The sequence below is a fragment of the Anaeromassilibacillus sp. An172 genome (genome assembly GCF_002160515.1).
Classification (GTDB): domain Bacteria; phylum Bacillota; class Clostridia; order Oscillospirales; family Acutalibacteraceae; genus Limousia; species Limousia pullorum.
Window position 1 is genome coordinate 70,895 of the sequence record NZ_NFKS01000001.1, and the last position, 12,491, is coordinate 83,385.

The 12,491-nt window shown below is 36.0% G+C and carries 11 protein-coding genes; 9 read left to right on the plus strand and 2 right to left on the minus strand.

The genetic code is table 11. The annotated features are described in order from the left end of the window. Positions 1–147: 147 nt before the first annotated feature. From B5F08_RS00275 to B5F08_RS00285, 3 genes are all read left to right on the plus strand, one after another. The gene (locus tag B5F08_RS00275; protein ID WP_087375856.1) at positions 148–627 is read left to right on the plus strand and encodes an RNA polymerase sigma factor; all 480 of its coding nucleotides are present in this window, start codon (positions 148–150) and stop codon (positions 625–627) included. Further along, positions 624–1,655 (plus strand): hypothetical protein, encoded by a 1,032-nt coding sequence (locus B5F08_RS00280; protein ID WP_087375857.1) that lies wholly within the window; start codon positions 624–626, stop codon positions 1,653–1,655. Before B5F08_RS00275 ends, B5F08_RS00280 begins: the two co-directional genes overlap by 4 nt. 145 nt (positions 1,656–1,800) lie before the next feature. Beyond that, the gene (locus tag B5F08_RS00285; protein WP_087375858.1) at positions 1,801–2,553 is read left to right on the plus strand and encodes a hypothetical protein; all 753 of its coding nucleotides are present in this window, start codon (positions 1,801–1,803) and stop codon (positions 2,551–2,553) included. Here B5F08_RS00285 and B5F08_RS00290 read toward each other — a convergent pair. Further along, a complete protein-coding gene (locus B5F08_RS00290) occupies positions 2,540–3,904 on the minus strand; it encodes an MATE family efflux transporter (protein WP_087375859.1) in 1,365 nt (454 codons plus the stop codon). The two genes, B5F08_RS00285 and B5F08_RS00290, sit on opposite strands and share 14 nt — an antisense overlap. 111 nt (positions 3,905–4,015) lie before the next feature. On the opposite strand from B5F08_RS00290, the gene B5F08_RS00295 reads away from it, so the two are divergent. The 3 genes from B5F08_RS00295 to B5F08_RS00305 all read left to right on the plus strand — a co-directional run bounded on the left by B5F08_RS00295 (position 4,016) and on the right by B5F08_RS00305 (position 6,707). Further along, positions 4,016–4,546, plus strand: a complete 531-nt coding sequence (locus B5F08_RS00295; protein WP_087375860.1) for a PadR family transcriptional regulator — start codon at positions 4,016–4,018, stop codon at positions 4,544–4,546. An 82-nt stretch (positions 4,547–4,628) separates the two neighbouring features. Beyond that, positions 4,629–5,351, plus strand: a complete 723-nt coding sequence (locus B5F08_RS00300; RefSeq protein ID WP_242968163.1) for a putative ABC transporter permease — start codon at positions 4,629–4,631, stop codon at positions 5,349–5,351. A gap of 501 nt (positions 5,352–5,852) precedes the next feature. Then, positions 5,853–6,707 (plus strand): C39 family peptidase, encoded by an 855-nt coding sequence (locus B5F08_RS00305; RefSeq protein ID WP_087375862.1) that lies wholly within the window; start codon positions 5,853–5,855, stop codon positions 6,705–6,707. A gap of 70 nt (positions 6,708–6,777) precedes the next feature. On the opposite strand, the gene B5F08_RS00310 is transcribed toward B5F08_RS00305, so the two are convergent. After that, positions 6,778–7,797, minus strand: coding sequence for a LacI family DNA-binding transcriptional regulator (locus B5F08_RS00310; protein WP_442856043.1), 1,020 nt, complete (start codon positions 7,795–7,797; stop codon positions 6,778–6,780). A gap of 648 nt (positions 7,798–8,445) precedes the next feature. On the opposite strand from B5F08_RS00310, the gene B5F08_RS00315 reads away from it, so the two are divergent. From B5F08_RS00315 to malQ, 3 genes are read left to right on the plus strand one after another with little or no spacing between them, the layout of a single operon-like run. Beyond that, positions 8,446–10,104: a PTS transporter subunit IIBC gene (locus tag B5F08_RS00315; protein ID WP_442856045.1), complete on the plus strand. Its 1,659-nt coding sequence runs from the start codon at positions 8,446–8,448 to the stop codon at positions 10,102–10,104. Positions 10,105–10,109: 5 nt separating this feature from the next. Then, the gene (locus B5F08_RS00320) at positions 10,110–10,940 is read left to right on the plus strand and encodes an endonuclease/exonuclease/phosphatase family protein (RefSeq protein ID WP_143256333.1); all 831 of its coding nucleotides are present in this window, start codon (positions 10,110–10,112) and stop codon (positions 10,938–10,940) included. Between the two features lie 9 nt (positions 10,941–10,949). After that, on the plus strand, positions 10,950–12,452 hold the full coding sequence (gene malQ / locus B5F08_RS00325; RefSeq protein WP_087375865.1) for a 4-alpha-glucanotransferase: 1,503 nt from the start codon (positions 10,950–10,952) through the stop codon (positions 12,450–12,452). The last annotated feature ends 39 nt before the right edge of the window (positions 12,453–12,491 follow it).

A 12,491-nucleotide genomic window follows, 5' to 3' on the forward strand; every position in this document is an offset into this window, starting at 1 on the left:
ACGAAATAAATGAAAGCTTTATTATGAGATAAATCTACATCCAAAAAGCTGTTGTGTCCGTGTTTTGCCGGAACACAACAGCTTTTTTCTTGAAATAATTGACCAAAATATGTTTTCAATCGTTTATATATCAGAGGAGGGATCAAAATGGAGAATAAGAATACTCAAGCGGAGGAAATTGTAAATGAATATGGTGATTTGATTTTTAGAACCTGTTTTATTTTACTGAGCAACAGGGAAGATGCACAGGACGCTGTTCAGGATACAATAATAAAATACATTAAAAAGTCGCCGGATTTTAAAGATAAACATCATGAAAAAGCATGGCTTTTAAGAGTCGCTGCAAACCGCTGTAAAGATATTCTGCGTTACAGAATAAATCATCCCAAATTTGATTTAGAAATGCTTAAAGAATTTTCAGATGAGCCTGATAACACAGGAATTTTGGAAGCTCTTATGCAGATTCCGGAAAAGTACCGTATCGTTTTAACGCTTTATTATGTGGAAGAATACAAGGTGGATGAAATAGCAAAAATAATCAGCAAAACGCCTTCAGCGGTAAAAATGAGATTAAAGAAGGGAAGAGAATTGCTTGAAAAAGAATACAGAAAGGAGTATCTGACATGAACATTACCGATTTAAAAAGACAAGCAGAAAGCATTAGAATTCCTCAGGATATGAAAAGACAAATTGTATTATACTGTAATGATGAAATTGAAAACATAAATCATAAGAAAGAGAAATGTACATTATTGTGGTTCGGAAAAAAATTGGCTGTGGCAATAGTATTTGTGTTGTTTCTTTTCTCAGGTACCTCTGCGCTGGTGGCTAATGTTAACGATTTTTACTATGCATTATATTATGTGTCACCTCACACAGCCCAGTTCTTTATGCCTGTTAATATGTCATGTGTCAAAGATAATATCATAATGACAGTTGATTCCGTAAGTATCAGCAAAAATAAAGCCGAAATATTAGTGAGCTTGCAGGATTTGTCAGGAAAGAGAATTGATGAAACCACTAACTTGAACGAAAGCTATGGCATATTTTCAGCAGGTGATTGTTCAGCTCATTGTGAAATGTATGGATATGTAGAGGAAGAAAACAAAGCGGTCTTTCTGATACAGATGGAACCTTTCAGTGGGGAAGAATTTAACATAAAAGATAAAGTCACTTTTATTGTTGGTAACTTTATGAGTGCTAAGGAAAAATATATGGGTATTGCAGAGGATATAGATTTATCACTGGCTGAAAGAAATCCAAATGTAAAAATTATTGAGAAGTCGGAAAATATTTATTATGAAATAAAAGAAATAACAGTATTGGACCAAAACCTCTCTATCAGCACTCCTGTAAACAATATTGAAATAACAGGAATGGGATATATTGAAGGAAACCTGCATATTCAGGCTCGCTGTATAAATCCTTGGGAAAACGGCAGTTATTTGTGGATTTGTTTAGACGACAGCGGAAAGAAAAGAATCAGTCCAACTGATTGTATAAGATTTAATGATGGCGAAGATGTAATATACGAATATGTTTTTGAGGGAATAAACAATACGGATAACTGTAAGTTATACGGCAGATTTTATAACTATAACAATTATACCGAGGGGCCTTGGAAAGTGACATTTATGCTGGAGAAAAATAAATAAAACATATTAAAAAGCAACCGATATCACAAAAAATCGGTTGCTTTTGCTATAAAAATTATTAAATATTTCATCAATATTATTGCTATAAATTCAATTATATTGTATAATAAAGTATAAATATATTTTTTGGAATGGGGTGGAGTGATTGGAAAAAGAAGAGAAATTATTGCTGGCAGATGAATACATATCGAGTCTTGCAAAAGGTCTGCATCCAATTACAAAAGCTGTTTTACCGGAGGACAGTGTAATAAACGATGTGAAAATAGTAAGATGTCTCTATTTTGTTTCGGAAGCGATTAAAGAGGCGATGAATTGTGATAAAAAGAAATCTGGGCGAAAGAAGAAACCTTTTAGTCTTTCACAACATGAGATAGAAAATTTTAGAATATCAAATGGTGAAATTACAATATCTGCAATAGTAAAAAAACTCAACGAATTAAAGAACGATGAAAATATGGTAAAACTTACCACAAAACCTATAACCCAATGGCTTTTAAACTGCGATTTGCTGCAAGAGGTTGAGGAAAACGGAAAAACAGTTAAACGACCGACAGAATCGGGAAAGTCAATGGGCATGTCGGTTAGAAGGATGATGACAGATCATGGCTTTTTTAATGCAGTGGTATACAACAGTAAAGCCCAGCAGTTTATTTTAGATAACTTATGGTCTATTTTAAATTTTGACAAAGCGATTAACAAAGAAAAGTATAAATCTGACATAACTCCTCAAAATTCTAAAAACAAAAATGTCGGTCAACCCTGGAATCACGATGAAGAAATGGATTTGATTGATATGTACAATAAAAAATATACTATCGCAGAAATGTCAGAAGCTCTAGGGAGAACCAACGGCGGAATAAGAAGCAGACTGAAAAAACTCGGGCTTATAGATCGTTAGGATTATTAAAAATTTCTTTGTAAAGCCCTGCTGCCATAATTGCTGTTATTATAGCGGTGATTACATCAGCTGTCGGCTGAGAATATATAATTCCGTTTAAACCAAAGGAAAAAGTCATGAATACGACTGTAGGAATAAAACACAGTCCCTGGCGGCAAGCTCCTAAAATAAATCCTTTTGTGGCTTTACCAATTGATAAAAACAGAGATGAGAAAACCGTATTAAATCCAAAAAGGATGAAAGTAATGCCGTTGGTTATCAGTGCTTTTGAGCCGGTTTCAATAAGCTTGCTATCGTTTTGAGTGAACATGGACATTATTTCCGTGGAAAAAACGGCTGTTGAAATGCCAAAAAGGATACAAAATCCTGTTGACCAAAGAAGAGATGTTTTTATTGATTTTTTTAATCTGTCATAATTTCCGGCTCCGTAGCTGAATCCGGCAATAGGCTGAAATCCCTTAATAAACCCGAACACCATAAGACTGCCGACAGAAATAACTTTTGAAACATTTCCCATAGCTGCAATAACCGAGTCGCCATAGCCAAAATCTTTTGCCAGCCTGCTTATCATTGCTATGGAAACACCTGATAATATCTGAAAGACTAATGTTGGAATTCCGATTTTTAAAATTTCTGAAATGATTTCTTTGGTAAAAGAACACTCTTTAATACTGAAAGAAAAATTGCTCTTTTTTCTAAGTATGTACTGAATGTAAATAAGAGTTGAAACAATTTGGGATATTGCAGTGGCGATGGCAGCTCCGGCAACACCAAAATTAAGAGTGTATATAAAAATCGGATCGAGTATTACATTCAGTATAGCTCCCGAGAGCAGAGCAAACATAGTTGTTTTAGCTGAGCCTTCACTTGTTACTATGTTATTCATAGTGACATTAAACACATTAAAAATAGATGATATAACATAAATTCTTGTGTATATTTGGGCATATGGAAGAATGCTTTCAGTAGCACCTAAAAGCTTTAAAATAGGAGTAAGAAAAATAGATGTGATAATAATTATAACTGCTCCTATAAAAAGACTGCTGTATACAGCTGTGCTTGCTGTTTTGCCGGCAATGTCTTTTTGACCTTTACCAAGCAATCGTGATATATATGATGCAGCTCCGTTTCCGAAAAGCAAACCGAGGCCGACAATAATCTGACCTATAGGAAAAGCTACAGAAATAGCTCCATTTTGACTTGTTCCAAGTCCGGCTACAAAATAGGTATCTGCAAGATTATAAAGTGCGTTCACCATCATTCCTATCATTGTTGGAATACCTAAAGCGAGAAGTGCTTTTGGAACAGGTGATGTGGATAAAAGCTGAAGTTTGTTGTTTGTTTTGTTCATGATAATTCCCCTTTCACAGTATTTATTATAGTACTATAAATTATAGTAGTTGCGTCGCAAAGAGTATAGTACTATAATTTATAATAGATGTCAATACCAAAGGAGAAAAATATGGCTACAATAGACTTAATCGTATTAGGAATAATAAAAAAAGAACCATTAAGCGCATACGATATTCAAAAACTTGTTGAGTATAGAAACATCTCAAAATGGGTTAAAATAAGTACGCCTTCGATTTATAAAAAGGTAATTCAGCTTGAAGAAAAGGGATTTATCGTTGGGCATATAGAGAAAGACGGAAAGATGCCGGAAAAGTCTGTATACACACTTACAGAAAAGGGAGAACAGGAGTTTAAACGCTTAATGTTTGAACTATCAGGGAAAAAAATAAATTTTTTCTTGGACTTTAACGCAGTTATAGTGAATCTTGAAAATTTGTCAACCGAAGATAAAAAGCTATGTATCGAAAGAATAGAAGAGCAGATAAGAGAAGTCAAGGGATATATGGAGGAAAATCTATTGTTGAAAGAGAATCTTCCGGAAATACCAAAGACAGGTTTGGCAGTGCTAAAGCAGCAGCTTATCTTAGCGAAATCTGTAGAAGATTGGATAAAATCGGTGAAAGATGATATATCGCAGTAAATTTAAAGCGACATCTTGACAAAGAAACAGATAATATTATAATAATCAATATAAAATAATCGGAGTGTATTATATGAATGTAATGCTTATACTTGCTTTTCTTTTTTTCATAGGTTCGGTTTCGGGATGGGTGCTGGAATTACTTTTTAGGCGGTTTATATCTTCTGCCAATCCTGAAAGAAAATGGATAAACCCGGGATTTTGCACCGGACCGTATCTTCCAATATACGGCTGTGGGCTGTGCATTATGTATTTGATAGCGTCCATGGAAAAATTTAATATGATAACAGATCCGTTCTGGAACAAAATTGTGTTATTTATTTTCATGTCTGTTTGTATGACGGCAATCGAATACATAGCCGGTATAGTTAGTTTGAAGCATACAAAAGTCCGTTTATGGGATTATACAAAAGAATGGGGAAATATACAGGGTGTTATTTGTCCTAAATTTTCCCTAATATGGGCAATACTCGGGGCGGTATACTATTTCTTTATTCATCCCTATATACTGGATGCATTGAACTGGCTTTCAAATAATTTGGCATTTTCGTTTTTTATAGGTTTGTTTTTTGGGTTCTTTATTATAGATGTGGTTAATTCTGCACAGATTGTGGCAAAGCTCAAAAAATATGCAGAGGAAAACAATGTTGTTGTCCGTTATGAAACTATAAAGGCGGATATAAGAAAACGCTACGATGAAAGAAAGCAAAAATATCATTTTTTCCGTCCTTTCCGTACAGAATTGCCTTTGACGGAACACTTAAATGACTTGTTCAATCAGAATAAAAGAAGAATAAAAAAATAAATTTAAAATAACACAGCCTAAATCATAAAATAGGCTGTGTTATTTTTATCCATCGACAAAAAAGGATTTGATTAAATTTTTTCTTTTATTATTATAGAAATAAAAGAAACGTTAAATTTTAAATATACAAGTTTTATGCAATTTAATAAATTTGTGTTCACAGATTAAGGTTATAATTATATTTAAGGTTTATATTGTATAATAAAAATAAAAGTTGGAGTTAATTTTATTCTAAAAATTTTGTGAAAGTTTTGAGAAACATCCCATAAGATATTTTGCAAAAGAATTATATAATCGAACAATAAGGAATATAATTTTATTTTGTTATTGTTATAGATAATTTAAAAAATACTGTTATAATAAGTTTCGAAGAATTTTAAAATCCTATTTAAGGCTTGCATAATATTTTTAAATTTTACATGTTTTTGGTATTAGACATTATTGAAATTTAGGGTATAATAGAGTTGACGGCAACTTAAATTTTGAAAAGGGAAACTAAAAATGAAGAATAAGCATACTTTTGGCGGTATATGTATTTTGTCTTTAGTTTTCATAGCTGTAGGATCTTTTTTGATTGTAAATTATTTAAGCAATCATCTGACTTTTAATAATTACATAGAGGTTGCGCAAACTAATCCAAACAATATAGAAACTTCAGAGGAAGGAACATCATCGCTTCACTCAGGTGAAAATACAGATGTTAATGAAAATCATACAAAAACTACCGAGCCGACAACAGAAGCTAAAAGCTCGTATGTTATAGATGATTTTGAGTCAATAATACAGACACCTGAACTTCCCACAGGTTGCGAAATAACAGCTTTAACAATGGTTCTTAACTATTATGGTTATGATGCAGATAAAGTTGTAATGGCTACAGAGTATCTGCCTATTGCACCGACATATTTCTATTACGACAGCGAAGGTAACTTGTATGGCCCTGACCTTAATAACTACTTTATAGGTGATCCTACCACCACCGGCGGATATATCTGCGGAACCGGAGCGATTACCACGGCTGCAGATGACTATCTTGAAGATGTGGGAAGCTCAATGAGAGCGGTGGACATGACCGGTTCAACGCCTGAAGAACTTTACCAGCTTGTAAGCAAAGATACCCCAGTGGTTGTGTGGGTAACTATTTACATGGTGGAAAGATCCGGTGTAAGCGGTTGGTATACTGAAAGCGGAGAATACGTTGATTGGAGTACCAGCGACCACGGAGCAGTTCTCATAGGATATTCGGAAGATACTGTAACTATCGCTGACCCGATTTCCGGAATAGTTGAATATGACAGAGCCGCATTTGAAAGCGTATTTGAATCACGTGGCAATAAATGCGTAATATTGGAATGATGATTTCCATATAAAAGTGAAAGCACTATACTCATTTAGGGTATAGTGCTTTTTTATGTATATAAGATTTTTATTTTGGTGAAGAACAGCTTTCACGTTCGATAATTCTGTGAGGAACAATAATCTTTGTTGCCAGCAAATCAGGGTTTTCAATATGATTTATTATCTGTGATGCTGCTTCAATTCCCAACTGCAATGCGTTTATGTCAACGCTTGTAAGCTGAGGATGGCAAAGATGAGATAAAAGAGAATCGTTAAAAGACGCAACAGACAAGTCATCTGGAACTTTGAGTCCCAAAGTATATGCGGTACTTATCAAAAGAGTAGCCAAAACATCATCGCTAGTAACTATTGCGGTCGGTCTGTCTTCAAGTGTAAGGAGCTCTTTTATTTTATCATTGTTGTAATCCGGAATTCCTGAACACTCTACAATGTACTGTGAGTTCATTGGTATAGAATTTTCAGTAAGGGCAAGCATATAGCCGCTTTTTCTGTCTTGGGAAAAATTATATTCCGAGTCGCTTGAAATGTATCCGATTTTTTTGTGGCCTTTGCTTATCAAAAGATTTGTAAGCTCACGGCTTGCCTGAATATTGTCGTTGTCAACATATATTGCGTCGCTTAAATCTTTGGTGGCTTTACCGATAAGCACATAGAGAATACCTTCGGAGTTCAAATATTTAATTACAGGGTCGTCATGGCGTGAATAAAGCAGGATAAAGCCTTCTACACGACCGCCTTTTACCATGGACTGGACGGTTTGTAAAATCTCTTCGTCATTTTGACCTGTGATAATCGTATTCATGTATTGTTTTTGATTGCAGAACAAGCCTATGCCTCGTATTGCTTCAAGGTAGAAAGATTTTTGATAAACATCATAATCGGAAGATGGAAGAAGAATCCCGAAAGTTTTGGAATTTTGAGTTGCAAGGCTTGTTGCCTGAAAATTAGGTTCATATCCAAGTTCTGCCATGGCTTTGCGCACACGTTCTTTTGTACGCTGGCTTATAGAGGGATGATTGCTGCATGTTCTCGAAACAGTTGATGGGGAAACACCTGCAAGTTTTGCTACATCTGAAATTGTTGCCATGATTTGCGCAACTCCTTTATGCAAAAAATTATGAAATAATTATATCTCTTTCAACGAAACTTGTCAAGAAAACGTTGAGTTTTTATGAGGCATTATGGAATGGTTTTATGCGGTTATTAAATATCCAAAATCTAGATTAGTTAAATTGAATAAAAAATATCATTTGTTATTGTAAAAAAGAGAGAAATAGAAAAAAGTACTTGAAAAATAGATTTTGCAGTAGTACAATCAAGTTATGAAAGCGGTTGCGTAAATTTGCACAACGGATTGCACAAATAAAATAAAAGGAGGTTGAAAAGGTGTTTGGGAAAGGTTTCAGGTTGTATTCAGCATCGCTTAAATGTAAAACAGTTCCGTTTAAAATGTTCTTGATGCTTTCTTTTGCATATTTTGCGGGGAAAGAAAGCAGTAAAAAATGTGCAGTCCGGCTGTTTGCGTTGGCGGAAAACACAAATTAAAAGTTTTGTGTTAAAACATGGAAGTAAAACGGAAATAGAAAATGTTTGACTTCTGAATGGTTACATATTATCTAAGAGAGGTAAAGGTTGGTGACAGGTCATGTCAATAGGCAGTAAGACAAAAGAAAAAAACAAAACTGACAAGGCTCTTGATAAAAAAATTAAATCTGCTCAGGAGCAGTCAAAAAAGATTTCAAAGAAAAAATTCGTAAATTTTGAATTTCTGCAAAAGTTGGGCAAAGCAATGATGGTTGTTATTGCTGTTATGCCTGCGGCAGGTTTGATGATTTCCTTGGGAAGCATGGTTCAGATTTTCGGAAAAGATAATTCAACAGCCATGTGGATAGGAAATATTGTTTCCAATATCGGATGGGGCGTTATTAACAACCTCAGTCTGTTGTTTGCGGTTGCAATAGGTGGTTCTTGGGCTAAGGAGCGTGCAGGCGGAGCATTTGCGGCATCCATTGCATTTATTCTTATCAACCTGCTTACAGGTTCATTCTTTGGTGTTACAAGCGCTATGCTTACAGCAGAAGGAGCAACGACACACACATTGTTCGGACAGGAAATTCCGGTTGCGGATTACTTTACATCTGTTTTGGGAGCACCTGCTCTTAACATGGGAGTATTTATAGGAATTATCTCAGGATTTGTAGGCGCTGTTGTTTACAATAAGTACTACAATTTCAGAAAGCTTCCGGACGCACTTTCATTCTTTAACGGCAAAAGATTTGTTCCGTTGGTTGTAATGGTTTGGTCAGTGGTAATTGCTATTGTTCTTGCAATAGTTTGGCCGCTTATTCAGGGCGGAATCAATTCCTTTGGTATCTGGATTGCAAATTCATCAGAAACATCTCCTATCCTTGCACCGTTTGTTTACGGAACATTGGAAAGATTGCTTCTCCCATTTGGATTGCATCACATGCTGACAATTCCAATGAACTACACATCATTCGGCGGTACATATACAATTCTTACAGGAACAAACGCAGGAACACAGGTATTCGGACAGGATCCATTGTGGCTTGCATGGGTTACAGACCTTGTAAATCTCAAAAATCAGGGCGATATGGCTGGCTATCAGGAGCTTTTAACAACTGTTACACCTGCAAGATTTAAGGTTGGACAGATGATCGGTGCAACAGGATTGCTTATAGGTATCGGTGTGGGAATGTACAAGTGCATTGACCCGGATAAGAGAAAGAAATATACTTCAATGTTCCTTTCAACAATCGTTGCAGTTCTTCTTACAGGTGTTACAGAGCCTTTGGAATTTATGTTTATGTTCTGTGCAATTCCTCTTTACATTGTTTACGCTATTCTTCAGGGTATTGCATTTGCCCTTGCAGGAGTTATCCATTTAAGACTTCACTCATTCGGAAACCTTGAGCTTATCAGCAGACTTCCAATGTCATTCAGCGCAGGTCTTGGCTGGGACGTATTCAACTTTGTAATCTGCGTAATAGTATTCTTTGTTGTAGGATATTTCGTATCAAAGTTCATGATTAAGAAATTTAACTTTGCAACTCCGGGAAGACTCGGCAACTATATTGATGATGATGTTCAATCAGAAGACGTTTCCGAAGACCAGGGCAAAGCAAAGACAGGAGCTGCAGGAAGTAAGGCTGAAAGAATTATTGCATTGCTTGGCGGAAGAGAAAACATTGTTGATGTTGACGCTTGCATGACAAGACTCCGTGTTACAGTAAAAAATCCTGATTTGGTTGCTGAACTGAGCGACTGGAAAAATGAGGGAGCTTTGGGACTTGTAAGAAAAGACACAGGTATTCAAGCTATATACGGCCCGAAAGCCGATGTTATTAAATCCGATATTTTGGATATTTTGTGATTGCCATGAAAATATTAACTTTAAACTGTCATAGTCTTGAAGAAGAAAACTATCAGGACAAACTTTTAAAATTCGCCCAATGGACTGCAAAGGAAAAACCTGACATAGTTGCTTTGCAGGAGGTTAATCAGTCAATCGAAGCTAAAGCGGTTTCTTCGGAAGCCGCATACGGCTTCACCTCCGACGAAAAGGATTTAATTCTTAAAAGCGACAACCACGCCTATAATTTGGCAAAGCTTTTGAGAGAATTGGGATATCCCATGTACTGGACATGGACACCGGCAAAAATAGGCTATGGAAAATATCAGGAGGGTTTGGCGATTTTCTCGTCTATGCCATTTAAAAAGACAACCCAGCGCTATACAACACATTCAAAAGAGTTTGAAAACTGGAAAGTAAGAAAAGCGCTTTCAGTTGTTTGTGATGTAAATGGGAGAGATATGCAGTTTGTTACCGTACATATGGGCTGGTGGGAGGATAAGGAAGAGCCTTTCACCGATCAGTGGGAATCACTGGAAAAAATAGTTGAAAAGAATATGAAATGTTTTGTTATGGGTGACTTTAACAGTCCGGCTTCGGTTTCAGGCGGAGGATACGACTATATCACAGCTAAAGGCTGGAATGATACGTATAATCTTGCTAAACTAAAAGATGAGGGTTACACAGTATGCAAAAAAATAGACGGCTGGAAAGATAAAGACACAGACAGCAAAATGAGAATAGATTTTATCTTTACTAACGAAAATACAAATATTGAAAAATCCGTTGTTGTTTTTAACGGAACTAACGACGGTGTAGTTTCGGATCATTACGGTGTAATGATTACTTTAAAGTGAGAGGTGATTATGTTGAGAGAAAGCGGTATTTTATTGTCAATAAGCAGCCTTCCGTCAAATTACGGAATCGGTTGTTTTTCAAAGGAAGCATATGAATTTGTCGATAAGCTTTGCGCAGCGGGACAAAGCTTTTGGCAGATTCTTCCTTTAGGCCCTACAGGTTACGGCGACAGCCCTTATCAGTCATTTTCAACCTTTGCGGGAAATCCCTATTTTATAGATTTAGAAAAACTTATAAGGGACGGACTTTTGACAAAGGAAGAATGTGACGCTGTTGACTTTGGAGAAGACAACGAAAAAGTCGATTATGAAAAGCTTTACAAAGGAAGATACAAACTTTTGAAAAAGGCTTTTGAAAATTCAAATATAAATGAAAATAACGCATTTAAAGAGTTTCAAAAGGAAAATTCATTCTGGCTTGAAGATTATGCCCTTTTTATGGCGGCGAAAGAAAAATATGATAATCAAAGCTGGCACAACTGGGATAAAGAAATAAGACTCAGAGATAAAGAAGCTTTGGAAAAACTTAAAGAAGAATTAAAAGAACAGATTGATTTTCAAAAGTACATGCAGTTTGAGTTTTTCAGCCAATGGAAAGAGCTTAAAAGTTACGCAAATTCCAAAGGCATAAAAATCATCGGAGATATACCTATATATGTATCCCTTGACTCCGCTGATGCATGGGCAAACCCACAGCTTTTTTACCTTGACAGCGACAATAAGCCTACAAGAATTGCCGGATGTCCTCCGGATGGTTTTTCCGCAACAGGACAGCTCTGGGGAAATCCTCTTTATAACTGGAATTACCACAAGGAAACAGGATTTAGCTGGTGGATAAAGAGAATTGAATACTGCTATAAGCTCTACGACATTTTGAGAATAGACCATTTCAGAGGATTTGACGAGTACTACAGTATTCCCTTTGGTGCAGAGTCAGCCATTGACGGAAGATGGGAAAAAGGCCCGGGTATTGAGCTTTTCAAGGCAGTTGAAGCAAAGCTTGGAAAAAGAGAGGTTATCGCAGAGGATTTAGGATATCTCACTGATTCAGTTAGAAAACTTGTAGACGACTGCGGTTTCCCTGGAATGAAGGTGCTGGAATTTGCTTTTGACTCAAGAGATTCTTCAGGAGCTCAGCACTATTTCCCATACAATTATAAAGAAAACTCAGTTGTGTATACGGGAACGCACGACAACGAAACCATTGCGGGATGGTTTAAAAATATAACAGAGGAAGAAAGAAACATGGCAAGGCTTTATCTCAACAACAGATATACCCCTGAAAGTGAGATTTACTGGGATTTTGTCTGCCTTGCAATGGCGTCGGTTTCCAAATGGTGCGTAATTCCAATGCAGGATTATTTGGGACTTGACAACAGCGCAAGAATGAATACACCGTCAACCGTCAGCGTAAACTGGAAATGGAGATTGCCAAAATCAGCTTTTGACAAATCCCTTGCGGAAAAAATATATAGTATCACAGGATGCTATGGAAGACTTCCAAAGGATTAAATTTTTTGGATAAACCAATGTCTGAAAAGGAGATTGATT

Coding starts and splice junctions, on each gene's coding strand:
- B5F08_RS00275 (WP_087375856.1), top strand. CDS start 148: ATGGAGAATAAGAATACTCAAGCGGAGGAAATTGTAAATGAATATGGT.
- B5F08_RS00280 (WP_087375857.1), top strand. CDS start 624: ATGAACATTACCGATTTAAAAAGACAAGCAGAAAGCATTAGAATTCCT.
- B5F08_RS00290 (WP_087375859.1), bottom strand. CDS start 3,904: ATGAACAAAACAAACAACAAACTTCAGCTTTTATCCACATCACCTGTT.
- B5F08_RS00295 (WP_087375860.1), top strand. CDS start 4,016: ATGGCTACAATAGACTTAATCGTATTAGGAATAATAAAAAAAGAACCA.
- B5F08_RS00300 (WP_242968163.1), top strand. CDS start 4,629: ATGCTTATACTTGCTTTTCTTTTTTTCATAGGTTCGGTTTCGGGATGG.
- B5F08_RS00305 (WP_087375862.1), top strand. CDS start 5,853: ATGAAGAATAAGCATACTTTTGGCGGTATATGTATTTTGTCTTTAGTT.
- B5F08_RS00310 (WP_442856043.1), bottom strand. CDS start 7,797: ATGGCAACAATTTCAGATGTAGCAAAACTTGCAGGTGTTTCCCCATCA.
- B5F08_RS00320 (WP_143256333.1), top strand. CDS start 10,110: ATGAAAATATTAACTTTAAACTGTCATAGTCTTGAAGAAGAAAACTAT.
- malQ (WP_087375865.1), top strand. CDS start 10,950: ATGTTGAGAGAAAGCGGTATTTTATTGTCAATAAGCAGCCTTCCGTCA.